The sequence below is a fragment of the Salipiger sp. ABF4_146 genome (assembly GCF_056161345.1).
In genome coordinates this window covers 36,249-62,534 of record NZ_JBSWYX010000028.1, presented here as the reverse complement: position 1 = coordinate 62,534, position 26,286 = coordinate 36,249, and the positions used below count along the sequence as shown (strand labels likewise).

27 protein-coding genes and 1 tRNA gene are annotated in these 26,286 nt (G+C 64.7%); 13 read left to right on the top strand and 15 right to left on the bottom strand.

Annotated elements, in window-relative coordinates; translation table 11 throughout:
* Positions 1–310: 310 nt before the first annotated feature.
* From ACXAJT_RS24885 to ACXAJT_RS24870, 4 genes are all read left to right on the top strand, one after another.
* A complete protein-coding gene (locus ACXAJT_RS24885) occupies positions 311–1,543 on the top strand; it encodes a hypothetical protein (RefSeq protein ID WP_475240792.1) in 1,233 nt (410 codons plus the stop codon).
* A gap of 98 nt (positions 1,544–1,641) precedes the next feature.
* Positions 1,642–2,856, top strand: a complete 1,215-nt coding sequence (locus ACXAJT_RS24880; protein ID WP_475240787.1) for an SNIPE associated domain-containing protein — start codon at positions 1,642–1,644, stop codon at positions 2,854–2,856.
* 629 nt (positions 2,857–3,485) lie between these two features.
* A complete protein-coding gene (locus tag ACXAJT_RS24875) occupies positions 3,486–3,902 on the top strand; it encodes an NUDIX hydrolase (RefSeq protein ID WP_475240780.1) in 417 nt (138 codons plus the stop codon).
* Between the two features lie 408 nt (positions 3,903–4,310).
* Positions 4,311–5,615: a hypothetical protein gene (locus tag ACXAJT_RS24870; RefSeq protein WP_475240778.1), complete on the top strand. Its 1,305-nt coding sequence runs from the start codon at positions 4,311–4,313 to the stop codon at positions 5,613–5,615.
* A gap of 4 nt (positions 5,616–5,619) precedes the next feature.
* Here ACXAJT_RS24870 and dtd read toward each other — a convergent pair whose 3' ends face one another.
* The 3 genes from dtd to ACXAJT_RS24855 form a co-directional block, all read right to left on the bottom strand.
* Entirely contained in the window at positions 5,620–6,063 is a 444-nt protein-coding gene (gene dtd, locus ACXAJT_RS24865; protein WP_475240773.1) for a D-aminoacyl-tRNA deacylase, read from the bottom strand.
* Positions 6,060–6,971 (bottom strand): carbohydrate kinase family protein, encoded by a 912-nt coding sequence (locus ACXAJT_RS24860; protein WP_475240767.1) that lies wholly within the window; start codon positions 6,969–6,971, stop codon positions 6,060–6,062. The genes dtd and ACXAJT_RS24860 overlap by 4 nt, the downstream gene beginning before the upstream one ends.
* 67 nt (positions 6,972–7,038) lie before the next feature.
* A complete protein-coding gene (locus ACXAJT_RS24855; protein ID WP_475240761.1) occupies positions 7,039–8,157 on the bottom strand; it encodes a TFIIB-type zinc ribbon-containing protein in 1,119 nt (372 codons plus the stop codon).
* A 233-nt stretch (positions 8,158–8,390) separates the two neighbouring features.
* Between ACXAJT_RS24855 and ACXAJT_RS24850 the strand changes: the two genes are divergently transcribed.
* On the top strand, positions 8,391–9,002 hold the full coding sequence (locus tag ACXAJT_RS24850; RefSeq protein WP_475240756.1) for a hypothetical protein: 612 nt from the start codon (positions 8,391–8,393) through the stop codon (positions 9,000–9,002).
* Here the strand turns inward: ACXAJT_RS24850 and ACXAJT_RS24845 are convergent.
* The 7 genes from ACXAJT_RS24845 to ACXAJT_RS24815 all read right to left on the bottom strand — a co-directional run bounded on the left by ACXAJT_RS24845 (position 8,968) and on the right by ACXAJT_RS24815 (position 15,876).
* Positions 8,968–10,080 (bottom strand): SPFH domain-containing protein, encoded by a 1,113-nt coding sequence (locus tag ACXAJT_RS24845; protein ID WP_475240754.1) that lies wholly within the window; start codon positions 10,078–10,080, stop codon positions 8,968–8,970. The two genes, ACXAJT_RS24850 and ACXAJT_RS24845, sit on opposite strands and share 35 nt — an antisense overlap.
* Positions 10,081–10,110: 30 nt before the next feature.
* A complete protein-coding gene (locus tag ACXAJT_RS24840; protein ID WP_475240752.1) occupies positions 10,111–11,088 on the bottom strand; it encodes a DUF2927 domain-containing protein in 978 nt (325 codons plus the stop codon).
* A gap of 4 nt (positions 11,089–11,092) precedes the next feature.
* Positions 11,093–12,295, bottom strand: coding sequence for a toxic anion resistance protein (locus ACXAJT_RS24835; RefSeq protein WP_475240803.1), 1,203 nt, complete (start codon positions 12,293–12,295; stop codon positions 11,093–11,095).
* Positions 12,296–12,314: 19 nt separating this feature from the next.
* Positions 12,315–13,217, bottom strand: a complete 903-nt coding sequence (locus tag ACXAJT_RS24830; RefSeq protein WP_475240750.1) for a 5-bromo-4-chloroindolyl phosphate hydrolysis family protein — start codon at positions 13,215–13,217, stop codon at positions 12,315–12,317.
* Between the two features lie 221 nt (positions 13,218–13,438).
* Positions 13,439–14,272: a hypothetical protein gene (locus tag ACXAJT_RS24825; RefSeq protein ID WP_475240747.1), complete on the bottom strand. Its 834-nt coding sequence runs from the start codon at positions 14,270–14,272 to the stop codon at positions 13,439–13,441.
* A 98-nt stretch (positions 14,273–14,370) separates the two neighbouring features.
* A complete protein-coding gene (locus ACXAJT_RS24820; protein WP_475240740.1) occupies positions 14,371–14,565 on the bottom strand; it encodes a hypothetical protein in 195 nt (64 codons plus the stop codon).
* A gap of 132 nt (positions 14,566–14,697) precedes the next feature.
* The gene (locus ACXAJT_RS24815) at positions 14,698–15,876 is read right to left on the bottom strand and encodes a pseudouridine synthase (RefSeq protein WP_475240735.1); all 1,179 of its coding nucleotides are present in this window, start codon (positions 15,874–15,876) and stop codon (positions 14,698–14,700) included.
* Positions 15,877–15,954: 78 nt separating this feature from the next.
* Between ACXAJT_RS24815 and ACXAJT_RS24810 the strand changes: the two genes are divergently transcribed.
* The 3 genes from ACXAJT_RS24810 to ACXAJT_RS24800 are packed head-to-tail and all read left to right on the top strand — an operon-like array spanning position 15,955 to position 17,655.
* Positions 15,955–16,410 (top strand): nucleoside deaminase, encoded by a 456-nt coding sequence (locus ACXAJT_RS24810; protein ID WP_475240733.1) that lies wholly within the window; start codon positions 15,955–15,957, stop codon positions 16,408–16,410.
* Positions 16,410–16,955 carry a pseudouridine synthase gene (locus ACXAJT_RS24805; protein ID WP_475240726.1) on the top strand — a complete coding sequence of 182 codons (546 nt, stop codon included), beginning with the start codon at positions 16,410–16,412 and terminating at the stop codon, positions 16,953–16,955. The genes ACXAJT_RS24810 and ACXAJT_RS24805 overlap by 1 nt, the downstream gene beginning before the upstream one ends.
* A gap of 40 nt (positions 16,956–16,995) precedes the next feature.
* On the top strand, positions 16,996–17,655 hold the full coding sequence (locus ACXAJT_RS24800; protein WP_475240721.1) for an SOS response-associated peptidase: 660 nt from the start codon (positions 16,996–16,998) through the stop codon (positions 17,653–17,655).
* A gap of 21 nt (positions 17,656–17,676) precedes the next feature.
* Here the strand turns inward: ACXAJT_RS24800 and ACXAJT_RS24795 are convergent, their stop codons facing one another.
* From ACXAJT_RS24795 to ACXAJT_RS24780, 4 genes are all read right to left on the bottom strand, one after another.
* Positions 17,677–18,027, bottom strand: coding sequence for a cupredoxin domain-containing protein (locus tag ACXAJT_RS24795; RefSeq protein WP_475240716.1), 351 nt, complete (start codon positions 18,025–18,027; stop codon positions 17,677–17,679).
* A gap of 149 nt (positions 18,028–18,176) precedes the next feature.
* On the bottom strand, positions 18,177–19,352 hold the full coding sequence (locus tag ACXAJT_RS24790; RefSeq protein WP_475240710.1) for a class I SAM-dependent methyltransferase: 1,176 nt from the start codon (positions 19,350–19,352) through the stop codon (positions 18,177–18,179).
* The gene (locus tag ACXAJT_RS24785) at positions 19,349–20,125 is read right to left on the bottom strand and encodes a DUF1365 domain-containing protein (RefSeq protein WP_475240708.1); all 777 of its coding nucleotides are present in this window, start codon (positions 20,123–20,125) and stop codon (positions 19,349–19,351) included. Before ACXAJT_RS24785 ends, ACXAJT_RS24790 begins: the two co-directional genes overlap by 4 nt.
* Entirely contained in the window at positions 20,122–21,414 is a 1,293-nt protein-coding gene (locus ACXAJT_RS24780; protein WP_475240703.1) for an NAD(P)/FAD-dependent oxidoreductase, read from the bottom strand. Before ACXAJT_RS24780 ends, ACXAJT_RS24785 begins: the two co-directional genes overlap by 4 nt.
* 220 nt (positions 21,415–21,634) lie before the next feature.
* Here ACXAJT_RS24780 and ACXAJT_RS24775 point away from each other — a divergent pair, with 220 nt between their 5' ends.
* Genes ACXAJT_RS24775 through ACXAJT_RS24765 form a run of 3 tightly spaced genes read left to right on the top strand, consistent with a single transcriptional unit; the run spans position 21,635 to position 23,677 of the window.
* On the top strand, positions 21,635–22,297 hold the full coding sequence (locus ACXAJT_RS24775) for a sigma-70 family RNA polymerase sigma factor (RefSeq protein WP_475240700.1): 663 nt from the start codon (positions 21,635–21,637) through the stop codon (positions 22,295–22,297).
* On the top strand, positions 22,294–22,929 hold the full coding sequence (locus ACXAJT_RS24770; RefSeq protein ID WP_475240696.1) for a ChrR family anti-sigma-E factor: 636 nt from the start codon (positions 22,294–22,296) through the stop codon (positions 22,927–22,929). The genes ACXAJT_RS24775 and ACXAJT_RS24770 overlap by 4 nt, the downstream gene beginning before the upstream one ends.
* Before the next feature lie 13 nt (positions 22,930–22,942).
* The gene (locus ACXAJT_RS24765) at positions 22,943–23,677 is read left to right on the top strand and encodes an SDR family NAD(P)-dependent oxidoreductase (protein ID WP_475240691.1); all 735 of its coding nucleotides are present in this window, start codon (positions 22,943–22,945) and stop codon (positions 23,675–23,677) included.
* A gap of 39 nt (positions 23,678–23,716) precedes the next feature.
* Here ACXAJT_RS24765 and ACXAJT_RS24760 read toward each other — a convergent pair whose 3' ends face one another.
* Entirely contained in the window at positions 23,717–24,121 is a 405-nt protein-coding gene (locus ACXAJT_RS24760) for a DUF2177 family protein (RefSeq protein WP_475240689.1), read from the bottom strand.
* A 140-nt stretch (positions 24,122–24,261) separates the two neighbouring features.
* Between ACXAJT_RS24760 and ACXAJT_RS24755 the strand changes: the two genes are divergently transcribed.
* Together ACXAJT_RS24755 and ACXAJT_RS24750 are read left to right on the top strand one after the other, a co-directional pair.
* Positions 24,262–24,335, top strand: a tRNA-Gly gene (locus ACXAJT_RS24755).
* 125 nt (positions 24,336–24,460) lie between these two features.
* The gene (locus tag ACXAJT_RS24750) at positions 24,461–26,260 is read left to right on the top strand and encodes an ABC transporter transmembrane domain-containing protein (protein ID WP_475240687.1); all 1,800 of its coding nucleotides are present in this window, start codon (positions 24,461–24,463) and stop codon (positions 26,258–26,260) included.
* Positions 26,261–26,286 lie beyond the last annotated feature (26 nt).

Here is a 26,286-nt window from a genome sequence, read left to right as displayed (position 1 = left end):
CTGCCGCACCGCATCGGCCATCGACAGGCCCTGGCCATGCAGCACCTCGACCTGACGCAGCTTGGTGACAATGTCTTCCGGCTTCTCTCGCTTTCCAGCCATTCCGTAGTCCTCCTGTTCGCCGAAATCCTATCGGATTTCACGCTTCGTGGGTGGACCACTTCGAAGGGGCTGGCTCATAAGCGCCGGACCTGGCGGCTCCGAAACCACATTGATGCTTCGCACTGCCGACTTATGGCAAGCCAGTCGTAGACAATAGGACGTGGTGGGATAAGCTTGAACAAAATTGTCGCTTAAGGGGTGAGTAACATTGGCCAAAAGTTTACTGAGCGTCACGCTGAAGGCTATGAAGGCCGCGGAAAAAGATCGTGTTCGTCGCGCGAAAGCTGCGGAACGTCACGACCTCGCCGAGCGGAGAGAGGCAGCACGACAGGCGAAGGCTTATGAAGCCAAGGTCCGGAAAGCAGAGATCGCGGATGAGCGGGATCGAAAAGCTTACGAGAAGGCGGTTAAAGCCGCACATGCCGTAGCCCAGCAATCCGAGGTCGAACAAATGAATTCGGAAATTGATGCGGTCTTTGATGACCTGGAAGGTCTGCTGGCCGCCACGATCGACGTCGATGACCATATAGACCTTGAGACTCTTCGAAAGCCGTTTGATGCGACACCATTCGACATGCCTGATTTGGAGATTCCCCTGGTCGCTCCGAAACGACCAAAGGTCCCGTCCGAACCAGCATACGTAGAACCAGCGAAGCCCAAAGGCTTTTTCGGCAAGAGGCGGAAGCTTGAGGAAGCGCGTGCCATAGCGCGGCAAACTCACGAGACGCGAAAAGCGGAGTGGGCCAGTGGGGTTTCGGCCCTAGAAGAAAAGTACGCAATCGAATTGGCCGCCTATGAGCAGGCAGAGGCCGAAAGGGTTGATACCCTGGCAGCAGAGAAAGATCGGTTCCGGCGGGAACTGGACGACTATAACCAGTCCATCGACCAATTCATTACGAACCTTTCCTATGGAGACGCTGAGGCGGTTCAGGAGTACATCTCGCTCGTCGTCGAGAATTCCACCTATCCCGATCACTTTGAAGTCACCCATGAATTCTCGTTCGCACCTGAGACAGCCGAGCTTCGGATGAGTGTGACGGTCCCAACCCCAGACAGCTTTCCGGCGGTAAAAGGGTACAAATACGTAAAGACGTCCGATGAGATACGCGAGGTCCCATTGTCCCAGACGGAGATCAAGAAACGGTATGCCAGCGTCCTGCATCAGGTCGCGATCAGGTCGCTCCACGAGGTGTTCGAGGCGGACAGGCGCGGGCTGATCCGGACGATCTCGCTCGAGGTCGGCACGAAGGCACAGCACCCTGCCACGGGACGGCTCGATTTCCTTCCCTTTGTAGGTGTCAGCGCTGAGCGTGACAGTTTCATGGAGTTCGATCTCTCCGGCCTTGTCCCGCTGGCAACGTTGAAGCATCTCGGCGCCGCAATCTCCAAGGACCCCGTCGCCTTGGTCGCCGTCGATGTGACAGGAGTGCGCAAGTCGTGACGAAAGGACGGACGTTTAATCCGCCGCCTGGGTGGCCCAAGCCACCTAAGGGGTGGACGCCACCAAAGGACTGGAAGCCTGACCCGAACTGGCCTGCCATGCCCGAGGGATGGGAGCTCTGGATATCGGACGCCGGCGACACCCCTCAGGCAGCGCCAGAGATCGAGGTGGATAGCGATCCGGCTGACCCGGAAGTGCCGCCCAACGAGCTTTTCGCTTTGAAGGCCGAAGTGGCGATGCTGCGGGCGCAACTGGCCGACAGAGCGACGGCGGACACCATCTCCCTCGACGACCAGAAAACCCTGCAGGAAATAGGCATTTACCGATACCATCACCCCCTCGAGAGTGCCGCAGGATACAAAGCCGAACTCGAGCGGATCGAGGTTGAGATTGCCAAGATCGTGCGAGAGCAAAAGGCCATCGAGGTCTCGTCAACATTCACGTTCGAGAACTCCTTGGCTGCAGGCCGAAAGCTGTCGAACGACCTCGGAAAGCTGATGCTCCGTGCCTACAACGCCGAATGCGATAACTGCATCCGTTCACTTCGTACCGGAAATCCAGGCGTGGCTAAGAAGCGCCTCGAAGCTTCACGAAGGACGATCGCGAAGCTGGGCAAGATCATGGAAATGCAGATCAGCGCACGGTACCACGACCTACGGGTCCAAGAGGTCGAACTGACGGCCGACTGGCTAATGAAAAAGCAGGAAGAAAAGGAAGCGGAGAGGGAGAACCGGGCGAGAATTCGCGAAGAGAAGCGCATCGAGAAGGAGTTCGCCGAGGAGCGCGAGCGGCTGACCAAAGAGAAGCACCACCTCGAAAACGCCATTGAGGCCCTTCGGGAGAAAGGAGAGCGGAATCCCGACTTGGAGGCGAACCTTTTGGCGTTGGAAGACGCCATCAAGCAGAACGAATTCCGCCTAGCGAATATTAGGTCCGGCTATGTCTACGTCATCTCGAACCGGGGGGCGTTCGGCACGAACGTCGTAAAGATTGGATTGACGAGACGGCTTGAGCCGAATGATCGCATCACGGAGCTCGGTGGAGCGTCCGTTCCCTTTCGGTTCGATGTTCATGCCCTGTTCTTCTCTGAGGATGCCGTGTCATTGGAGAATGAGCTTCACACCCATTTTCGAGACAGAGCTCTGAATGCGGTGAATGCGCGCAAGGAGTTCTTCTTTGCGACGCCTGCCGAGGTTCGCGACGTCCTCATGGACAAGGTAGGGAGCCTTCTTGAGTTCTCGGAGGTAGGAGAATCTCTTGAGTACCATCAGTCTAGAAAATATTGGCCGGACCGACCGGCGGAACTAATCTAGGAAATGGATCCTCCGGGCCGACGGTCATCGTCGGCCCGCAGTCAAATCTTCTGGCCGCTCTCGTCCTTTCCGATCATTTACATCTACGTAAACTCGGAAAAGTGACACCTTCGAATGCCTGTTTTCGCACACGGCGCATCTCAAGTGCCAAAGGCAGAGAGTGCCAAGTTCCGCCCCTTCGTCCCGGCTCCTGCCGCCACGCAGCGTCCGCCTCAAATGCCCGCTTAGGGCTGCCTGGGGACGTGTGCCACGTTACCAAGACAGCTCGTTAGACGATGGCGTGTAACTGGGTCAGAAATGCTTGGCATTTGGGTCGGGAATGCTTGGCAGAGCATGGGGGGGCGACCAAGATTTTAAGGCGATCCCCGGCGCCGAGAGTCGCTTTAGCAAGACATTCGACACCTCCGGGGATTGGCAAAAACCAAGGCCACCGCTTCGCGGTGGCCTTAGTTTTTTGCGCGAAGCCTTTTTCCATGTGCAAAACCCCCGCGGCGTCGCTTGTGCGTTTTGCCCGCTCGCCGTTGTCGAACGTCACAGAAGCTTTACCTTTATTGGATAAGACGCATGGGTTTCCCTGAAAGGTTTCCGACTGAATGTCCTCACGTGGTGAGCAAATCGCAGCCCTTCCCTTGCAGTGGGATAAGAAAGGCAATCTTCGGATTCTGATGGTCACCTCGCGCGATACCGGGCGCTGGGTGATGCCCAAGGGCTGGGAGATGGACGGCAAGAAGCCTTGGGCCGCTGCAGAGATCGAAGCGCTCGAGGAGGCCGGGGCCAAAGGGTACATCAGCAAAGACCAGATTGGCCTTTATCATTATCCCAAACGGCTTGATTGCGGTGCGTCGCTGCGCTGCCGGGTCAGGGTCTACCCGATGATCGTCGAGTCGCTGAAGCGCGACTGGAAAGAGCGCAAGGAGCGCAAGCGCAAGTGGTTCAGCCCCAAGGCTGCCGCCAAGCGTGTGGACGAGCCAGAACTGGCCGATCTGCTGCTGACGCTGTGCCGGGCGCCGCGCAAGCACCCGGTGATTGCCCCTTTGCTGAATTGATCCGACTCGTGACAGCTGTGCACACGAGCGAGATCTGCGAGCGCTAGCGCCTCGGCTGGTGTGTCGCCTTGGCGTCAGTAACGCGACATTCCGGCAACGCCGATTTCGCGAATATTCACTGGCGTCAGGCTGCGTCAGTCGGTCTCTGGGAAATGAGGCAACAATAAGGTAACGTCGTTTCAGGATAAGAGGCCGCCGATCCGCAAGCGGACGCGTGGCCCGCGGCAGGCAGAACGGTAGAGTCATCGGCAGTTTCGAAAGGCGGCGCGTGCCGGTTTGGCGCGGTGCGCAGGGGTCTGCGCATCTGCCTTTTTCCGAAAGATGATCTCCGGTTTCTGTCGGTCTTGTCCCGCCGCAGCACGTTGCTGCGGCTGTTGAACGAGTGGTCGAGTTGAGAGGGAGGGGAAGATGATGAGATCGTCTTTCCAATGGGTCGGAGGTCTGGCGCTTTTGGCGCTCCTGCCCGGGTGTATGAAATCCTACGATGCCGAAAGCGCCGCGGCGCAGGCGTCCTTGGCGGGGGGCACGGTACCGGCCGCTGCGGCGCCGCAAAGTCTGGGTCTGCGGGCCCTGCCAGACGCAGAGGACATCCTGACGCGGCTGGCGCAGCGGCCCGGAGCGATCGTGCCGGGGACACCCTATGCCGTGGTCGCAGATGCTGCGCTAGGCGGCGCCTCTTATGGCGCGACAGCGGAACTGCGCCTTGCGCCTCTGCGGGGAGAGGCCGAAGAGCTCAATTGGCTGCCAGAGCTGCCGCGCGGCGCGTCTCTGGATGCGCTGCGGGACATGTCCGCGCGGATCCTGGCGCGGCCCGAACGCTTCGACACGCCGCGCAAACTCGCCGAGCGCAATCTCGCGCAGGCGCAGATCGAGGTCGCCGCGCTGGCGCTCGCGGACGCGGCCAACGCGCACGTCCATGAAGCCCTCTCGCAGTATCTGGCGTTGGAAGAGGCGCGCACGCGCACGGCGGTATATGAAGGCGCCTACCGTGATCTTGCCGGGCTCGACTGGCCGATTTCGCGCGCCGTTGCGGCGGGCGAACTGGCATCATCCGAACTGGCGCAGTTGCATGCCCTCGTGGCTCAGGTGCGGCGCAGCCTTGCACAAGCGCGTGCTACCGAAGCTGCAGCGCGCAGCCAAATGGCCGGCCTGTCCGATGGACAATTGGCCGGGGTCGAGGGCACTGGAGGATTGCGCGAGGTCGTTGGTGCTCTGCCCCTGCCGGTCATGCAGGCACGGGCCGAGCACGCTGCGCAGCAAGCACGGCAAAGCCTTGGGGCGCATGCCCATGTCGAGGGCCTGCAACTGCGGCGCTCGGCGGAAGAACTGGATGCGCTCGACGAGGCTGCGGGCTTCGGCGGGGAGGGCGGCGACGCGGGGGACTGGGGCCAGCCAACCCCCGTCCGGCAACCTCTGGAAATTGGCACCGGGACAGAAGCGGATATGCAGATCGGCAGCCTTGCGCGGGACCGCGATCGCCTGCGCACCGAGGCCGCAGCCGCCGCCGCACAGGCGATGGCCGCGCGTGAGGCCGCCTCGCTGGCGCTGCGTGATCACCGCGCGGGGCGCGGGCATCCGGCTCGGGCGCTGGGGCCGTTGGAACGGGCGCTGGACGCGCAGGAGGCCGAGATCGCCCGGCGCTTCGCGCTGGCCCGCACCGAACTGGACCTCGCCTACATGCGCGGAACGCTGGTGGCGGGCGGCGATCTCTGAGGCTTCAAGCCTCGCTGTCCATCCAGATCGTCACCGGGCCATCGTTCACCAGCGCCACCTTCATGTCGGCACCGAAGCGCCCGGTGGCGGTGGCGATGCCCTCCGCGGCGATACGCCCGGCGAAATACTCGTAGAGACGCTCGCCCTCGGCAGGCGCCGCGGCAGAGGAAAAGCCGGGGCGGTTGCCGCTGCGCGTGTCGGCGGCGAGGGTGAACTGGCTGACCACCAGCGCGGCGCCGCCCGTGTCGCGCACCGAGCGGTTCATCCGGCCCTCGTCGTCGCGAAAGATGCGCAGCTTGGCGATCTTCGCGGCCAGCCTGTCGGCCTGTGGCTCGCTGTCGCCCTGCATGGCGCAGATCAGGATCAGCAGGCCGGGACCGATCTCGCCGATCACTGCGCCCTCAACCGTGACGCTGGCTTCGGAAACACGTTGAATGAGCGCCCTCATGCCTCCGGCTCCAGTTCTGCGCGCCACGGCGGGTTGGCGCCCGCACGGCTGACCGTCACCGCCGCCGCCTGCGCGCCGAGCGCCACCGCCGGGCGCAGCGCCCCAAGTGGAGCTTCGCGTAGCGCGTCACGGGTGAGCAGCCCGTCACGGCTCAGCCCGGCGAGCAGGCCGGCGTTGAACGTGTCGCCCGCGCCCACCGTATCGACCACCGTCGCCCGCGTCGCGGGCACCTCAAGCTGGCCTCGCGCGTTCACCGCCAGAACGCCTTCGGCACCGCGCGTTTCCAGCACCAGCGCGCTTCCGCCGTCGATCAGCGCGTCGGGTGTGGTGCCGAGCCACGCCATATCCTCATCGGAGATCTTCACGATATCCGCGCGCGCGAGCATCCGCGCCAGTCGGGCGCGGTAGCGGTCTTCGTCCTTGATGAAGCCGGGACGGATATTGGGATCGATCATCACCACCCGGTCCTCGGCTCGGGCGCAAAGCGCGGCATAGGTGTCGGCGCAGGGCTCCGACACGAGGCTGATGCCGCCGAAGAACAGCGCCTCCGTTGCGTCGTCGAGAGCGGGCAGGTCATCTTCAGACAGCATCCGCCCGGCGGTGTTCTCATCGTAGAAGGCATAGCGCGCGTGGCCGTCCACCAGCGTCACGAAGGCCAGCGTCGTGGGGCGGTCGGAGCGCGGGCAGGCGGTGTGGTCGACCTGCGAGGCAGTAAGCGCGTCGGAAAGGATCGTCCCGAAGAGATCAGTCGAGAGCCCGCCAAGATAGCCAGCCGGTGCCCCAAGCCTGCCAAGCGCGATGGCGGTGTTGAACACGGCGCCCCCTGCCACGGGCGCAAAGGCCGGCTCGCCGCCGGTGCTGGTTCTGGGCAGCATGTCGATCAGCGATTCGCCGCAGCACAGGATCATTTCTCACTCCCTTGTCGGTCTTCTTTGTGTTGTTAGCGCTATACGTAGCGCGACCCGAGGGGCTCGCTCAATAGCCGCCGGGCAGGCTGAAGCTGACATCGCCCTGCGACTGGGAGAGCATGAAGCCGACGGCCCCGGCGATGATGGCGCCGACGATCACCGCCAGCGCGATCTTCCACACTGACCACGGACGCTCGCCCTGCACCCGTCCCGTGGTGCCATTGACCACAAAGCGATAGGTCTGGCCGCGGAACTTGTAGGCGGCCAGCCAGACCGGCAGCAGGACATGCTTGAACGTCACCTCTGACACCTGCGTGTCCACCGAACTGATGCGCTGCTGGTCGCCGCCGATGTCGAACTTGATGTCGCGGGTGATTTGCCGGTCCATGAGGTGCCGCGCCTCGACGAAGCCGGCATCGAGATCGACCTGATAGCCCTCGGCCCGGAAGCCGGCGAGGAACTCGGGCCGGTAGGGTTCGAGTCGACTGAGGTCCCAAGGTTCGAGCGCGTCGGTGAATTTCTTTGGTAGCGATTTCGAGGCCAGCACCAGCACGTCGTCAAACAACCGCGCGACGCGGCCACGCACCGGCGTCCAGCGCACCTTGGGCACCTGCACCTGCTGGCGCTTGCCGTCGCGCATCACTGTGCGGGTCTCGTAGTAGACTGTGCCACGCGCGCCGCTGTAGGCGGTGCGGGTCTTGGCGTCGAATGTCCAGTAGGGCACGTAGATGCCCTGCATCTTACGCCCCTTACGGGCATATTCCTTGAGCCCGTTCGGCGCGAACCACAGCCGCCCGAGCCAGTCGTTCATTGCCTTGTGCGCCGCTCTTTCGTCAAAGCCGAAGGGCAGCACGCCCTTGGGTTTAATCTGCCGGTGCGTGCCCGTGTCGGCGACGACGGGTGTGGCGCAAAACGGGCATTCGGTGGCGTGGGTGTCGGGGTCGAACTCCACCTCGGCGCCGCAGTTGGGGCATTGACTGACCCGCAGGTCCTCCATGTCCTGTAGCGGCAGAAGGTTGTCCATCGCCGCGCGGAAATCGAGTTCGCGGATATCGCTTTCCCATGGGCCGGTGGATTCGATCTTCTGGCTGTGGCCGCAGTGATCGCAGACCAGTTCGCTGGCCGCCGGGTCGAACCGGTAATCGGCACCGCATTGTTCGCAGGGAAATCGGTGGGTTTCGTTCATGCCCGAAGTGCCTCCAGATCCGCCGGGTCCGGCAGCGCCACCCTAGGCGGACGGCGCCGGAGAGGGAACCGGTTTTCCAGGGCTTTGCCCAAGCCGACGGGGCTGGGCGCGGGCACTTCCGGCGATGCCTGTGGATGCGCCGAAACACAACTTCGCGACGGGACGGCGACAGGCGCTTTTATCGCGCGCGGCTCCGGGGCTAGGGTGCCGATTGTAGGTTGCCGGAGATCAAGATGACAGGATTGAACATATGCGCAGGGGCCGGTTTGGCGCTTGCGCTGCTCACCGGCGGTGCTGCCGCTGCAGACCTGTCGTGGCGCTTTGAATGGCAGGGCGGGGACGGCTACGAGATGCGCGGCGCGTTGGCGATCGATGCGGCATTGGCAGAGCGCGACTATGTCTTTGGCGAGGATGTCGAGTGTTTCGTGGTCGAAGGCTACCACGACGATCAGCCCATCGGCCGCTGGGCGCTGGGGATGAAGACCGAAGAGACCACATGGTCGCTGACCTTCCGTCCGCAGCAGAACGCGTTCGAGGTGTTCGGGCCGCAAAGCCAGATGCCGCAGGCGTGGAACATGGACGGCTTCGGCACCAATTGCGGGCGGGACGGTTTCGGTTTCAACATCGGCAATGCGGCGCAGGACCTTTGTCTGGACGGTCGGTTGCTGGTGGCCTCGCAGGTGCCGCCTGCGCGACCTTTCCCGGCGGTGCCCGACCCGTCCGTCGAGTTTCCCGCCGATGCTTGCCTTGCGCCTGCGCTGCTGGGCAGCGCGGGGCCGGAGGCGGTGCTGCCCGCCTCCCTGCCGTCGGTCACGCGCCCGGAGGCGGCGGCGGCAGAACGGTGAAGAGCTGCGCCAGTTCGGTGACGTCCTCGGCGCGTTTCCAGCCATCCTGCCCTTGGGTCCAGACGTAGCTGTCGCGGCTCAGCTGGCCTTCGGTGACCATCCGCCCCATGCGGGCTTTGGAGAACGGACCGCTGGTCTGGCCGTTTTCCGCCACGTGCCAGACGTGTTCGACGGGCGGCGGGGGAGGCGGCGGCGGTGCGGCGGCGGCGCTCTGCTGCGGGCGGGCGCCCCATGGCCCGGCCTGTGCGCCGCTCATGGCCATCCCCATGCCTGCCCCAAAGCCGGTGCCCATCGCCTGCCCGGCGGCAGAGCCCTCGGCCCCAAGCGCCTCGGCAGCCTGAAAGCGGGTGTAGGCATCCAGATCGCCAACGACGCCCATCGAGGTGCGCTTGTCGAGCGCCTTCTCGACGGCATCGGGCAGTGAGATGTTTTCAATGTAGAGCTCGGGCAGGGTGAGCCCGTATTCGGCGATGGTCGAGGAAATGCCCTCGGCCAGCATCTTGCCCAGTTCCTGAGTATTGGCCGCCATGTCGAGCACCGGAATGCCCGACGAGGCGATCAACCGCGAGAACTCCTGCACGATGATGTTGCGGATCTGAAAGCTGATCTCGTGGCTGGTGAACTCGCCGTCGGTGCCGACGATCTCGACGAGGAATTTCGCCGGGTCCGACACGCGCACGGCATAGGTGCCATAGGCGCGCAGGCGCACCGGGCCGAACTCGGGGTCGCGGCAGATGATCGGGTTCTTCGTGCCCCACTTCAGCCCGGTGAAACGGGTGGTGTTGACGAAGTAAATCTCGGACTTGAACGGCGAGCGAAAGCCATGATCCCAGTGCTGCAGCGAGGTCATGATCGGCATGTTGTTGGTCTCGAGCATGTAAAGGCCCGGCGTGAACACATCCGCCAGTTGCCCTTCGTGCACGAAGACCGCCGCCTGTCCCTCACGCACGGTGAGCTTGGCGCCGTATTTGATCTCATGGCCCTCGCGCTCAAAGCGCCAGACCATCGTGTCGCGGGTGTCGTCGGTCCAGTGGATGACGTCGATGAACTGTCCCGAGAGGAAATCCAGAATTCCCATGATCATCTCCTGTTCTCGCCTGTGCTCAGCTCAACTCGGTCCGCTGCCGCCGGTCATCTGCGCGGCGAGGGTCTGCACGATCGGTCGCGCGGTTGCGGCATCCATGCCGGGTTTGAGCTGGGGGTCATAAAGGATCTTCAGCAGCATCTCGTCCATCGAGGTGAGAAGTGCGAACTCATCGTCGTCGTTGAAGATCGAAGGCCGGGCCTGCGGGCTGTCGTTGCCCAGCCCAAGACCCTGCGCCACCTCCTCGTGGATGCAAGAGCGGCGCAGCAGATCGGGGTGCTCGGAGCGGATCACCGCGATGGCCTGACCGTAGGCATAGCCCCCCGGCTCGTCGGAGAAGGCGATGACCAGGCAGTGAATCTCGCGCGGGAGATCGTTGAACACAGCCAGCGCGGTCGGGTTCACGTCGGGCACCAGTTGTTTGATGCGCGGGGCGATGGCCTGCTTGTCGTCCTCGGACATGAAAAGCACGTGGAAGTTCGAATTGCTGTCCTGCATCGAGATCGGATGCCCGGTGATCCGGCCCAGCCGTGTGACGTACTGGCTGAGCATGTTGCGGTCGGTGACCTGCTGATCCGGGGGAACATGCGCACCGAACTCTGCCGAAACCCGCACCGGCTTCAGCCATTTCTTCACCAGGCCCAACTCGCCGCGCGAGGGCTTCAACCCCTGTCCGCGGGCGTATTCCTCGGCCAGTGCGATGCGTTCGAAATTGCGCGCCAGCATGGTGTCGGTGACCGGCGTGTCGGGGCCGCCACCATCGGTGCGCAGCAGGCCCTGCTGCAGAAGGTCAGCCTGAACCCGCGCGTAGTACACCTCGAGGTCATAGCTCGCCAATGACTTGCGCGGCAGTCCGGGTGCGGCGGGTGCCTCGGGCTTCAACCCGGAGGGCCGCGACTGCGGCAGCACCTCGGTGCTGCGCGGAGCCAGGGCAGAACTGTCGCAGGCCGCAAGGCCCGCGCAAAACAGGATGCTCAGTACACTCTTACCCCAACCCCGCATGCAATCACGATCCCGCAGGAACCGAAGTGGCGGCGTTGTCGCCGGTGCCGGTCGAGCGCGCCTTGGCTGACGCCAGCGTGTCGCGCAGTTCGCTTTCCATCTGCTGCAGGTCCTTTTCGGCGGCGGCGCGGCGGGCCTTGCCTTCGTCGGCGATGCGCAGGCTGTCCTCGATGGTGGCAATCAGATCGGTATTGGCTTGTTTCACCGCCTCGATGTCGAAGACGCCGCGCTCCATCTCGGTGCGGATCGCCGCGTTGCTCTCGCGCAGGTTCTTGGCGTTCGAGGTCAGCAGCTCGTTGGTCAGGTCGTTGGCGTCGCGCACGGCGGCTGCGGCCTCGGACGATCGCTGAATCGTCACCGCCTGCGCCAGCTGGGTCTCCCACAGCGGCACGGTGTTCACGAGGGTGGAGTTGATCTTGGTGACGAGGCTCTTGTCGTTCTCCTGCACCAGCCGGATCGATGGCAGCGACTGCATGGTCACCTGCCGCGTCAGCTTCAGATCGTGCACCCGGCGCTCCAGATCGTCGCGCGCGGCGCGCAGGTCGCGCAGCTCCTGCGCCTTCATCACCTTCTCGTCCTCGGGGGCGGCCTCGACAGCGGCTTCGCGGGCGGGGATGTCGTTGGCGTCAAGGTCTTCGAGCTTCTTCTGACCGGCGGCGATGTAGAGCGCCAGCTCGTCGTAGAAGGTCAGCGTCTTGTCGTAGAGCAGGTCGAGCGACTTGATGTCCTTGAGCAGCGTGTGCTCGTGTTTGAGCAGGTTGTCGGTGATGCCGTCGATCTGGCCTTGCACCTCCTCGTAGCGGGCGGTGAACTTGGCGAAGGGCGCGGCCTTGCCGATCAGCTTCTCCCACCAGCTGCGCTTGCGGCGCACGTCCAACTCCGAGACCGAGAACCCGCGGATGGTGGTGACGATGTCGCGCAGGCTGTCGCCCGCCGGGCCGACATCCTCGTTGCGCACATCCGCCAGCATCGCCTGACTGATTTCCTGCAGTTCGGCCTGCGCCGCCGAGCCGAAGGAGACGATCGACTGGGTGTCCTCCATGTCGATCTCATCCATGCGGGTGCGGATCTCTTCGGTCACCTCGGGCGAGGCGGCCTCATAGCTTGCGACCTCTTCTGCGGGCTTGGGCTCGGGCAGGATCACAGCATTCACCTCTTCCACCATGGCCAGTTCCTGCTGGGCCTTGGCTCTTACGTTCTCGGACATCGGACTTCCTCCGTATCTGTCACTCATTGGGCTCTTTCAGCCGTACGCCTTCGCGCTGCAGGCGATCGCGCAGCACGTCGATCTCGACCGTGAGGTCGGCATTGTTGTCGAGCAGCAGCTTGCGGTTCTTCTGGCCGAAGCTCTCCTCGAGGTCCGTCAACAGCATCATGAAATCGGATTTCGCGCCGCGATCCTGGGTGCGGCTGTAGATGTCGGCAAATTTCACCGCCGCATCACGCGCGCCCATCAGGTAGACGCCGAGATACTTGCGCGCGGCGGTCAGGTCGCGCGGGTCCTCCTCGACGGTGCGAATGAGGTCCTTGGCCTTCGAGTGAAAGCGCTGCACGCGCGCCTCCACCTGCCGGTCGCCAGCGCGGCGCACCGCGTCTTCCATGGCGTTGAGGTAGCTCTCGGCCTCGTCCACCACCTTGGCGACCCGGTCCTGCTGAAAGGTGTCGATCCCTTCCATGCCCTTGTGCTTCAGCGGGTCGAGCCCAAACGCCCCGATGTGCAGCGCTGCGGCGGACAACCCGTAGAGCGTTGGCGCGACGAGGCCGGGATCGGCCTTGAACACGGCCAGCCCGACGCCGACACCGGCACAGGCCGCAGCAAAAAGCTTGCGGGGGATCGATGGGCGCCGGGCGATTTTGCGCTCGTCATAGGCCGCTTGCGCGCGTAGCCCGTCGCGCAGCAGCCACGCGCCAAGCAGCAGAACCGCGGCGCCGACAAGCCCCAGTGCCAGCCCGGTGGCGCCATCGTTCAGCGAGGTTGCCGCAAGCACGATCGGCGGCGCGAAAAGCACGTTCGAGCGCGCGCCAACCGGATCGACCTTGGCGCCGTGATAAAGCGGACGTTCGTCTTTGGAGCCGGCATCGTCGGAAGACCCGTCAGGGCTGTACTTGCCGCCATAGCGCTGTGCCAAGTTCAGAGTCCTCCCAGCCAGCCGGAGGTGACTCCGAAAAGAAGCACGATCAGCAGCACGTACGCCGCCTTGCGCAAGCCCTTGTCGGTCATGGTGCCCCCCGCAAGCTCTTTCGGTTCACCAAGAACTTAAGCGCTTCGAAGGTCACTTGCTAGGGGGGAGTTCCCTAGCGTCGGCTCTTCTCAGAAGAGAAGCCGTGCAACGGTGGGATTGGCGGCGGTTCAGGCCGCGCTCTTGTCGACCATCCGGTTCCAGAGCAGGTCGGCCTCGACATCATAGGCATCGCGCCCATGCTCGGTTCCGGCTTTGCGCAGGCGCTCCTCGAAAGCTTCGCCAAGCGAGGTCAGTCGGGCGAGGTAGCGGCGGCGCGCTTTCAGCCGGTCCTTGGTGCCCCATGCCTCGATCAGACGCGCGTTTTCCTTGCCGAGAAGCTCGAGAAAGCGGGCCACAGGCTTGCGCAGCCGGCGCGCCGCCAGCGGATCCTGTGAGATCGCCTGCATCAGCCCCATGACGCCGCTGCGCAGTGCCTCTGCCCGGCGGCTGAGTTCGGCATCGCCAAGCGCGGCGACATCGGCCACCGCGAGGCCGATGGCCGCATCGATGCGGTCCAGCGTTTCCTGCGTGCGCAGATGCGGCAGTTCGTTCTCGACCGCGGTCTGTTTGCTGGTGAGCGGATCTCTGCCGAAGGCCGCGACCCCCAGCCCGAAGGCCAGCGCGCCGAGGCCCAGCGGTACCGTCAGCGAGACAAAGTGATGCCCGGCCAGAATCACCACGAGCAGCCCCAGCAACGCCGAGCCCAGCAGCTTGCGTGGCAAGCGCGGCGCCTTTGCGGTTTCGGCGGCTTCGAAAGCGCGGGCGATCTGCGTTCCGCGGTGGAGAAGCCAAAGTGCCAGCGCGAAGATCGCCAGCACCAATAGGCCTGTGAAGGTGGTTTCGGGGCGCCCTTGGAACAGCAGCATCAGGAGCGGGAAGGCCGCCAGCAGCAGAACGCCCAAGCCGGAGTCCAGAGGCCCGGATGTCGAGGTCTGTCTGCGTTTGCCTGAGGGTTTTGCCATTGGGTGTTCCGTGGTCCGTTCGGTGCTGCGCATGGGCTGCGGAGGGGCAGGGGCGCCTTGATCTGCCGGTTTCGGCTTCGGGGGGCTGCGGGGCCGGGTCAGAAGTATCCGAGCGAGAAGATCAGAAGCCACAAGGCGGCGAAGGCCAGCCTCGGCATCAGCAGACCGCGGTCGCGGGTGCGTGCCGTGGCGCCTGCCAGCGCGTTAAAGGTGTCTGTCGCCACGCCTCTGAGATTCCCCAGAACAAGAAGCGTGGTCGCGGCAAGGATCATGATGGCAAGTAGCGTGCTCATAGGCCCAACACTGCCCCGTAAAGCAGGCGAAATCAGGGCGTATTCCGGCCCAAGACGTGAAATTTAGTTCAGCGTTAACGGCGGCTTAAGGCGATATTGGCGCCTTTTGGGCGATGCTGCCCGCCCATCGCCCTATTGCCGTCGTTTCGGGGGGGTGTTGCGGCGGCTTCGAGTCGGTACGGGCTTGTCGGTCTTCGCCCCTTCGAGCCCGAGCTGATCGCGGATCACCTTGGGCCGCAGCTCCTGCACCTCTCCGACCTTAAGGTCGCCCAGTTGGAACGGCCCGTAGGACACGCGGATCAGCCGGTTCACCGTCAGGCCGATGTCGGCCATGGCGCGGCGGATCTCGCGGTTCTTGCCCTCGCGCAGCCCAACGGTCAGCCAGGCGTTGGCGCCCTGCTGGCGGTCGAGCGTCACCTGCATCGGCTGGAACGCCTGCCCGTCGACAACGATGCCCGCACGCAATGGCTTCAGCATCTCTTCGGTGGGGGCGCCATTGACCCGCACACGGTATTTGCGCAGCCAGCCGGTCGACGGCAACTCGAGCTGCCGTTTGATGCCGCCGTCGTTGGTCAGCAGCAGCAGCCCTTCGGAGTTGAGGTCGAGGCGCCCGATGCTCATCACCCGCGGCAGATCCTCGGGCAGCTTGTCGAAGATCGTCTCACGGCCCTTCTCGTCGTTGGTGGTGGTCACCAGCCCGATGGGCTTGTGATAGAGCCAGACGCGCGGCGCCTCAGGCGGGGCGAGGGGCACGTCGTCGACGGTGATCCGGTCCTTGGCAGTGACGTTGAGAGCGGGGCTTTCCAGCACCTTGCCGTTCACCGTGACGCGGCCGTCTTCGATCATCTTTTCCGCCTCACGGCGGCTGGCGATGCCAGCGCGCGCAAGCACCTTGGCGATGCGCCCGTCCGCGCTCACCGCAGGCGCGGCGGGGGTGTTTGTCGGCTTGTTGGCTGGGGCCGATTTGGCGCTCGCCTTGGTGCCGCGGCGCGGCGGCGGTCTGGTGCCAGACTTCGCGCCGGGCTTCGCAGCTGACTTGGTGCCGCTGCCGTAGCTGGCCTCGTCTTGGACGATGCCACGGCCCTTCGGTTTGCCTCCGGGCTTCCCAGCCGGTTTGCCGAAGGGCTTTGCGCCCGGCTTGCCGCCGCGGGACGTGCCGTCGAAATCACCTTTGGGGCCGGCCTTGAAGCCGGGTCTGGAGCCGGATTTCGGGCCAGATTTCGGGCCTGACTTCGGGCCAGCCTTCTGGCTCGTGCTGGCACGGGACTTGGGGCCGGAGGGTTTGGCGGGGCGCGACGGGGGTTTGCTCATGCCTTCTCGCATACTGCATCGCCCGCGCCGGGGGAAGCCGACTCGCCAAGCGCGGTGCTTCGCGGTAATCCAGCGCTCATGAGTTTTCGCAGTCACATGGATCAGGCGCTGGACGAAGCGCGCGCCGCCGCCGCCCGCGGCGAGGTGCCGGTGGGTGCGGTGCTGGTTTCTCCCAAGGGCGAGGTCATCGCCGCGGCGGGCAATCGTACGCGCGAGTTGAATGATCCCACCGCCCATGCCGAGATCCTCGTGCTGCGCGCCGCTTGCGCCGCGCTTGGGTCCGAGCGGCTGCCGGAGCACGATCTTTATGTCACGCTCGAGCCTTGCCCGATGTGCGCCGCGGCGATCTCTTTTGCGCGGATCCGGCGGCTGTACTACGGCGCCTCCGACCCCAAGTCGGGCGGGGTGGCGCAGGGCGCGCGGATCTATACGCAGCCGCAGTGCCACCATGTGCCCGAGGTCTACGACGGGCTCGCGGCGCCCGAGGCCGAGGCGCTGCTGAAAGACTTCTTTGCCGCGCGGAGGGATGGTTGATGGCCCGGGTAATCCTGCTCAACAAACCGTTCGGCGTGCTGTCGCAATTCACCGACAAGGGCACCGAGGGCAGCGCGCGCGAGACGCTGTCCTCCTACGTCAAGGTGCCGGGCGTCTATCCCGCAGGCCGGCTCGATCGCGACAGCGAAGGGCTGCTGGTGCTGACCGATGACGGAAGGCTGCAGGCGCGTATCTCGCATCCGAAATTCAAGCAGCTCAAGACCTATCTCGTGCAGGTCGAAGGCGAGCCGAGCGATGCGCAGATCGCGCAGCTACGCAAAGGGGTCGAGCTTAAGGACGGGATGACTCGCCCGGCGCAGGTGCGGCGCATCCCTGAACCCGATCTCTGGCCGCGCAACCCGCCGGTACGCTTTCGCAAGTCGGTGCCCGACAGTTGGCTCGAACTGAAGATCACCGAAGGGCGCAACCGGCAGGTGCGGCGGATGACGGCGCATGTGGGGCTGCCCTGTCTGCGGCTGGTTCGCTGGGCGATCGGCACTTGGACGCTCGACGACATTCCGCCCGGCGAATGGCGCGACGTCTGAAGGGCTGGCGCGCGCCGCGTGGCGCGCTACTCTGAGCGCCATGTGCGGACGTTTTGCAGTCACTCTCCCCGATGACGCCATGGCCAAGATCTTTGAGGCCATGCCCGGCAATGATCTGCCGCATATCCCGAACTTCAACGTCTGCCCGACCAATGACGTGCATGTCGTGCGATCCGATGGGGGCACGCGGCTGCTCGGCGCGATGCGCTGGGGGTTTTTACCGCATTGGTACAAGGCGCCCAACGACGGGCCGCTGCTGATCAACGCGCGGGCCGAGACCATCGCCGAGAAGCCCGCTTTTCGCGCCGCCTGCCGGGCGCGGCGCTGCATCGTGCCGGCCAGCGGCTTCTACGAGTGGACCAAGACCGAAGATGGCCGCCGCCTGCCGTGGTACATCACCCCGGCAGAGGACGATCTGCTGGCCTTCGCCGGCATCTGGCAGGACTGGGAGGGGGACGGGCAGGCCTTCCGCACCTGCGCGATCGTCACAACCGGCGCTAGCGAACAGATGTCGAAAGTGCACCACCGGATGCCGGTGATCCTATCCAAGAAGGACTGGGGGCTGTGGCTGGGGGAAGATGGCCACGGCGCCGCGACGCTGATGCAAGCGGCGCCGGAAGGATCGCTGCGGATGTACCGGGTCGATCCGAAAGTGAACTCGAACCGCGCCGAAGGGCCCGAGCTGATCGAGCCGATCTGAGCGCGGACCGGAGGCGCCCGATCAGTTGTTGTTTTCGAGTTCCAGCGGTGCCGGGTTCACGTAGTCGATAAGCCCGGCGGCCGCGTTGTCGGCGTCGTAGGTGTCGCCAAAGGCGCCTTCCATACCGTCGGTGACCTCCAGCGCAAATGCCTCGCCTGGTTGCAGCACACCGGTGTCCCAGCTGGCATCGCTCGCGGTGGCCGACATCGGCACGTCGGAGGCGTTGACGAAGTGAACGACGTCGCCGACCGAGACATAGATTGCCTCGGGGAAGTAGCTCCGTCCGGTCATCAGCACTTCCTGCTCGGCGGCGAGAAGCGGTGCCGCGGTTCCGGCGAGGAGAAGGAGGGAGGCTCCGATCTTGGACAACATCTTTGTATTCCGTGACTTTGGCGTGACATGCGGCGGTAACATACATTGATCACGGCGGGGCAGGGGCCGCGCCGATCCGCGTCACCGCTAGAGGCGCAGTAAGGCGAAAATGCGGCTACCGCTGGGGAAATTCAGTGGCGCGCCGCTGCTCAGGCCTCTCCGGCGTGGCGCAGTTCGACCTGAACCACATCGGTGCGTCCGGTCGAGAAGGTCGCCGCGCAGGCATCGAGGTAGAACTGCCAGCTGCGCAGGAAGGTCTCGCCATATCCCAGCTTCTCGATCCGCTTGCGCTGTTCCAGCAGGTTCTCGCGCCAGATGCGGCAAGTGCGGGCGTAATGCTGGCCGAAGGCAAAGCTCTCGCGCAGCACCAGACCAGCCTTCTGTGCCTCGCGCGCCAGCACGGCGTTGCAGGGCAGCATGCCTCCGGGGAACGTGTGCTGGCGGATAAAGTCGGTGCGCTTGCGGTAGAGCGAGAACTCCGCGTCTTGCACGGTGATCGCCTGCAGCACTGCACGGCCACCTTCGGCCAGGCGATCCTTGAGTGCGGCGAAATAGACCGGCCAGTATTTCTCGCCCACTGCCTCGATCATCTCGATCGATACGATGTTGGCGTAGCGCCCCTGCACTGCCCGGTAGTCCTGCAGGCGGATGTCGGCGCGTCCGTCCAGCCGGGCGTCAGCATAGCCCTTCTGGCTGGGCGAAAGAGTGATGCCGGTGACGCTGCGCCCCTGCTGCGCCGCACGTTCGGCAAAACCGCCCCAGCCGCAGCCGATTTCCAGCACCGAGGGGCTGTCGTTCAGGCGCGACAGGATACGGTCGTACTTGCGATCCTGCGCTTCGGGCAGCGCCGCGTCGCCTTCACCCTCCGCGAAGAGGGCCGAGGAATAGGTCATGCCTGGGTCGAGCCAAAGCTGGTAGAACTCATTGCCCACGTCGTAATGCGCCTGAATGTTGCGCGACGAGCCCTTGAGGCTGTTGGCGCGCAGCACCCGGTCGATCAGCCGGAACCGTAGCCGGGCAAGCGGGCCGGGGGTCACATAGCGTTCAAAGGCGTCGATGTTGTCCAGCGCCAGCTTCAGCAACCGCTCCGGCGAACTGCTGTGCCACAGGCCCGCGATGTAGCTCTCGCCCATGGCCACCTCGCCCCGCGCGACGAGCGCGGGCAGTACCGCCCAGTCGAGGATATGCAGATCAGCCTCCGGCCCGGTGGTGCCGAATTGGTGCCGTTCGCCCTCGGGCGTCAGCAGGCTCAGCCGCCCGTGCTCGATCTGCTCGAGGGTCGACAGGAAGCGGCGTTTCATCATCGCGGTGACGGGCAGGTTCATCGGCTGATCTCGTGTTCGGGCGGTTCGGGGAGCTTTCGATAGTCGGCTCCCTTCAATTTAAGACGAAGTGCGTTCCAATAGATGAGCATAATCACACGCATCGCGCCACCCGGGCGGCGCAGCGCGCTGCTCAGCAGGCGTCGGGACCGGGCCGGGGCGAAATCTCCGGCCATGGTGGCCTTGAGCCCCTCCTTGCCGTCGATCTGCCGGATGCCGATCGCGGCGGCAGCGGCGGTGATGGAAAAGCGGAAGTGATAGGTGCCCTTCACGTCTTGGAACGGGGAGACGTGGAAGACCTTGGTGGCGGTCAGCTCATCCTCTGGCGCGATCGGCGCGAAAGCGGCGTGGTGACACAGGTAGCTGTGGCGCTGACCGAAGGTGTTGCTGACCTCTGCGATCACCGCCAGCAGACGGTCGCCGCGCAGCGCCAGCCAGAACGAGACGGGGTTGAACCAATAGCCCAGAAACCGCGGCTGCATCATCAGTGCCACGCGCACGCCCTCCAGTCCGGCAGCGGAAAACACCCGGCGCGCCCATGCTGCACCGTCGCCCGCGCCGCGCGGTCCACCGTGATCGCGGTCGTAGAGCGAGAACAGGTTGAACCGGTTGCGCGAGAACAGCGAGGGACAGCGGACGCTATCGGGATCGAGCAGCAGATAGTCCACGCTATAGGCAAAGGCGTGGCGGATGCCACCGCGCCGCGCATGCGTCACGCGGGCTGGCAGATGCAGCATCTCGCCGGTGCCCAGCCTGTCTGCAAGGCTGTCGTTCATGCGGCCACCGGTGTCGGCAGCATCTGCCGGGCGATGCGCACCGCGCTGGCGAATCCATCCTCGTGAAAGCCGTTGCGCATCCATGCGCCAGCGTACCAGCTGCGGTTCTTGCCCTGCAGCGCGGCGATACGGGTCTGTGCGTCCAATGCGGCGGTATCGAACACCGGGTGGCGAAAGGTATTGCGGTCGTAGATCAGCTCATCGGGAATGTCGCGCTGCGGGTTGAGGGTGACGAACATCGGATCGCTGTCTGGTATGTTCTGCAGTCGGTTCATCCAATAGGTCACGCCGACCGACTGATCGGGCGGGGTGCCGGGCTCGGTGCGGAACACCCACGAACTCCAGCAGCGCCGGCGCTGCGGCATCAGGCGGGTGTCCCGGTGCAGCACGGCGTGGTTGTCCTGAAACTTCACCGCGCCAAGCGCCCGGCTCTCGGTGCTGGTCGGGTCCGCAAGCAGCGACAGCGCCATGTCGGCGTGGCAGGCGAAGACGACCTGATCGAATTGCTCGGGCTCGTGCCCCTCGGTCATGACGGTGGCGTGCTTGTCGTCGCGCAGTACCTGCGTCACCGGGGTGCCGGGGCGCAGCGAAACCTGCCGCGCCTCAAGCGCCTCGGTCAGACGGGTGACATAGCTGCGCGAGCCGCCCGAAACGGTCCACCATTGGTGTTGCCCGCCCGCCGAGAGCAGCGCGTGGTTGCGCAAAAAGCGCATCAGCGCCTGCGCCGGGAAATCTCCGATCTTTGCCGAAGGCGTGGACCAGATCGCACCGCAGATCGGGTAGAGATAGCGATCACGGAAAGCGTCCCCCAGCCCCAGCGCCTCGACCAACCCCGCGATCGACAGATGCGGGTGGCTTTCGGCCTTGGCCTCGGCGTTGCGGTTGAAGTGCAGGATGTCCCGGATCATTGCGTAAAAGCCGGGCCGCGCAAGGTTGCTGCGCTGTCCGAAAAGCGCGTTGCCCGACCGAAGGGCATACTCCAGCCGCCCGCCATTGAGCGAGACGCCGAAACTCATGTCGCTGCGTTCCACCGGCACGTCGAGGTCGCGGAACAGCGATGTAAGATGCGGGTAGTTGGCGTAGTTGAATACAATAAATCCTGTGTCCACTGGCTGGTCGCCATAGAGACCCGCGGTGACGGTGCGCGCGTGTCCACCAAGTCGGGGCGCCGCTTCGTAAAGCGTCACGCGGCAGCGTTGCGAAAGTAGCCAAGCGGTGGCGAGACCCGAGATGCCGCCGCCGATGACGGCAACGCGCTGGGGAACTCCAAAAGACAGGTCAAGGGCCACGCAAACCTCCCGCGGACAAGGCAATCATTACTGTGATACGCACCGGTGTTTGAAATGGATCACCAAAGACTTGAGGCGAGAGGAATTTTTTCGGCGCACTGCCGGGCGGGTAGCCCTGCCTCCGCCGGGCAGGCGGACATCAGCATTGCGGCGGTGAAGAAATCCGGGAAAATTTTGCGCGCGGGGTGATCCGGGTCGCATCGCGGGGCGTAACCCCTACATGTCTCTTGATGGCCGCCTCATTCCGCATGACGCACGTGATGCTTTCGACGCCGATGGCATCGTTCAGGTCGCGATATGCGAAGCACCGAAGAAGGAGACCCGCGTGACGCCTGCCGAAACAACCGACCAGACGCGCTGGCTGCTGGCCGTGCGCGACCGGCGCGATCGCGAGGCATTCGGGCGACTGTTTGATTTCTTTGCGCCGCGGCTGAAGGCAATGCTGATGCGCGGCGGTCTGCGCGATGGCAGCGCGGAGGATGTGGTGCAGGACGTGATGCTGTCGGTTTGGAACAAGGCCGCTCAGTTCGACCCGCACCGCGCCGAAGCCTCGGCTTGGATTTACCGCATCGCGCGCAACCGCCAGATTGACCTCTATCGTCGCAAGCCATTGCCAGAGCCGGAATTGATGCAGGAGCCGGAGAGCGCCGAGCCGGATGCGCCGCAGATCCTCGCGCTGGAACAAGAGTCGCAAAAACTGCGCGACGCGCTCGAAAAGCTGAGCCCGGAACAGACCGAGGCGCTGCGCCACGCATATATGGAAGAACTGCCCCATAGCGAGATCAGCCGGATCACCGGCCTGCCGCTGGGGACGATCAAATCACGCATCCGCCTCGGGCTCGACCGCCTGCGGCGCGACCTCACTGACCTGAGACCCCAATGAGCAAGATCAGCCATCATATCCCCGAGGAGATGCTTCGTGCCTATGCGTCCGGCACGTTGCCACAGCCGTTCTGTGTGGTGATCGCAGCGCATATCTCGCTCTGCGACGAGTGCCGCGCGGTTGTCGAGGCCGAAGCCGCCATGGGCGGCGCGCTGCTCGATGGGCTGGCGCCTGCGGACGTGTCGCAAGGCGCCCGAGATCGGATATTCGCCGCGCTCGACGAGATGCCGCCGAGCGCGCCGCAGCAGCGCGGCTCGGGCATTTTCCCTGCTCCGGTCATGGAGGCGCTGAACGGTCAGCCGCCGCGCTGGAAGATGCTGGGCGGCGGTATCCGTCAGCAAATCCTCAGCGCTGACGAGGAAGGCTCGCTGCGTCTGCTCTATATCCCGCGCGGCCGGGCCGTGCCCGAGCATGGCCACCAAGGGCTGGAATTGACGCTGGTGCTGCAGGGCAGCTTTTCAGATAGCGGCGGGGAGTTCGGCGTCGGCGACGTAGAGGTGGCGCAGGACGATGTGGATCACCAGCCGCTGGCCGGGGACGAGGCGCCGTGTATCTGTCTTGCCGCGACCGATGCACCGTTGAGGTTCCACGCGATGATCCCGCGGCTGCTGCAGCCGCTGTTCCGCATCTGAGCTAGGTGAACGCATGAGCCCACATCACGGCAAACGCATCTGGATCATCGGTGCCAGCTCTGGCATCGGAGCGGCGCTGGCGCGCGAACTGGCGGAGCAGGGGGCGCAGCTGGTGCTCTCGGCCCGCGACGAGGATGCTCTGCGCGAACTGGCGGCGGACTGCGGCGAGGCCGAGGTTTTGCCGCTTGATCTTGCCGAGCCGGAAACGCTGGATGCCGCTGTGGCGCATCTTGGTCAGAGCCTCGATGCGATGGTCTGCACCGCGGCGCTCTACGATCCGGCGCGGGTGGTCGATCTTGACCGCGAGACAACGGCGAAGCTGGTGCAGGTGAACGTGACCGGCACGCTGCTGGTGGCGCAGAGTGCGCCTAAGGTGCTGAAGGAAGGCGGGCAACTGGTGCTCTTCGGCTCGGTCGCTGGCTACATTGGGCTGCCGAAGGGGCAGGCCTATTCGGCGACGAAGGCGGCGATCATCAATCTTGCGGAGACGCTGAAGATTGAACTGGCACCCAAGATCGATGTGCGGCTGGTCTGCCCCGGCTTCGTGCGCACCCGCCTGACTGACAAGAACGATTTCAAGATGCCCGCGATGATCGAGCCGGACGAGGCCGCGCGCGATATCGCGAAAGGCATGGCAGGGCGTGGCTTCGAGATTCATTTCCCGAAGCGATTTACCTATGTGCTGAAGTTTTTGCGTGTCCTGCCCTATCCGCTGGCGCTACGACTCACGGAACGCCTCGCGGGCTGAAGCCCTCTCGGCAAGTCCCCCCGCCGAGAGGGCTTCAGTTCATTTCCCGAAGAGAGCTGACACGACGGCAACTCCAACCCAAGCGGAGAAGCCGGTCAGCACGCCGCCCCAGAGGCAGTCAGCGATCACCTGTTCCCAGCTCCAGTCGGCGAGCGTGGCGAAGTTTGTCATCTCGTAGGTGCCATAGCACATGAGGCCAAGCAGCGCGCCGGTCCACAGCGCCTGCACAGGGGCCCCCTCGCGCAGCGCCGGCAGCGAGACGAAGAACAGAACCCCCACCACATAGGCGAGGTAGAAGCCTGCTGCCGGTCCCAACCGCAGCGGTTCTGCCAGGAGGTGGCCCACATGGCGCTCGAACACCGGGCGGATCAGGTAGCGCAGCCCGAGCATATCGAGCCCGAGGAACACCGCCGCGGTCACGGCGTAGAGGGTGAGCGTTTGCATGTGGGGTCCTTTTGCATTGTTTGCTGGTGATACGCGGGGGAGCCGGGCGCGGATCACCAGAAAACGTGGCGGCATCCTGCAAAAGCCGCGCGGAGGCGGTTGACCGGGCGGGTCGGTTGCAATATCCCTCCGCCCACTACGCGGGCGTTGTGTAGTGGTAAGACCTTAGCCTTCCAAGCTAATGACGCGGGTTCGATTCCCGCCGCCCGCTCCATTCCCTCCCCGAAAACAGAATGTATCGGCCCGAGTTTCGGCTTTCGTGGTGCGCTTGCGGCGCGCGCGTTGCTTGACGGGGGGCGCCTGCAGGCCCAATACCGTGCTGCAGACAAAGGAGGGGCCATGGCCCACGGAAACCCGGCTGCCACCGTGCAGGACGATCGCGAGAAATCCCGAAAACTCGGCTCTCTGGCCGCGCTCTGGCCGTTCATGCGGCCGTATCGGGGGCTGATGATTGCGGCGATCCTCGCGCTGATCGCCACCGCGACCGTGTCGTTGACCCTACCGATGGCCGTGCGCCGCGTCGTCGACAACTTCGGTGTCGAAGATGGCGCGCTGCTGGATCGCTATTTTATGGCCGCGCTCGGCATCGCCGCGCTTCTGGCGCTTGGCACGGCCCTGCGCTACGGGCTGGTGACGCGGCTGGGAGAGCGCGTGGTTGCCGACATCCGCAAGGCGGTGTTCGCCCGGGTGATCAGCCTCTCGCCCGCCTTTTACGAAAAGATCATGACCGGCGAGGTGCTCAGCCGGATCACCACCGACACCACGCTGATCCTGTCGGTGATCGGCTCTTCGGTTTCGATCGCGCTGCGCAACCTTTTGCTGTTCGTTGGTGGGCTGACCTTGATGCTGTTCACCTCGGCCAAGCTGACAGGGATGGTGCTGCTGATCGTGCCCGTGGTGATCGTGCCGATCCTCACGCTGGGCCGCCGTCTGCGCAAGCTGAGCCGCGAGAACCAGGACTGGATCGCCGCGTCCTCCGGCAATGCCGCCGAGGCGCTTGCGGCGGTGCAAACGGTGCAGAGCTACACCCACGAGGCGATCAGCCGCGAAGCTTTTTCTGATGTCACCGAAAAGAGCTTTGATGCCGCCCGCCGCCGCGTCTGGACCCGCTCACTGATGACGGCGATCGTGATCTTTCTGGTGTTCACCGGCGTTGTCGGGGTGCTTTGGGCGGGTGCCATCGACGTGCGGGCCGGGCAGATGAGCGCGGGGGCACTGGTCCAGTTCGTCATCTACTCGGTGATGGTGGCCGGGGCGGTTGCGGCGCTGTCGGAGATCTTTGGTGAGCTGCAGCGCGCCGCGGGGGCGACCGAGCGGCTGGTGGAACTTTTGCAGTCCGAGGACACGGTGAACGACCCGGCGCAGCCGCTGCCGGTGCCTTCGACCGTGCGCGGCGAGATCACCTTTGACCATGTGGATTTCACCTATCCGGCGCGGCCGGGGATCAAGGCGCTGGACGCCGTCGATCTGGCGATCAAGCCGGGGGAAACGGTGGCGCTAGTCGGTCCCTCGGGCGCGGGCAAGACCACCATCGTGCAACTGATCCAGCGGTTCTACGATCCCGATGGCGGACGTGTGCTGCTTGACGGTGTTCCGGTGGATGCGATGAGCCGCAATGCCTTCCGGCAGCATATCGCGCTGGTGCCGCAAGACCCGGTGATTTTCGCCGCCTCGGCGCGCGACAACATCCGTTTTGGTCGACCCGGTGCCACCGATGCGGAGGTCGAGGCCGCCGCGCGGGCTGCCGCCGCGCATGATTTCCTGACCGGGCTGCCCGACGGCTATGACACATGGCTGGGCGAGCGCGGCGTGATGCTGTCGGGCGGGCAGAAGCAGCGCGTGGCCATCGCGCGGGCCATCCTGCGCGACGCGCCGGTGCTGCTGCTGGACGAGGCGACATCGGCGCTGGACGCCGAGAGCGAGCGCGCGGTGCAGCAGGCGGTCGATACGCTGGCCGAGGGGCGCACCACGATCATCGTCGCGCACCGTCTGGCTACGGTGAAGAAGGCCGACCGGATCGTCGTCATGGACCAAGGCCGCATCGTCGCACAAGGCGCGCATGATGCGCTTGTGGCCGAAGGCGGGCTTTATGCGCGGCTGGCGCGGCTTCAGTTCACCGATGGCGTTGCCGCAGAGTAAGTCTGCCGCGGCGTCACTGCGCGCTT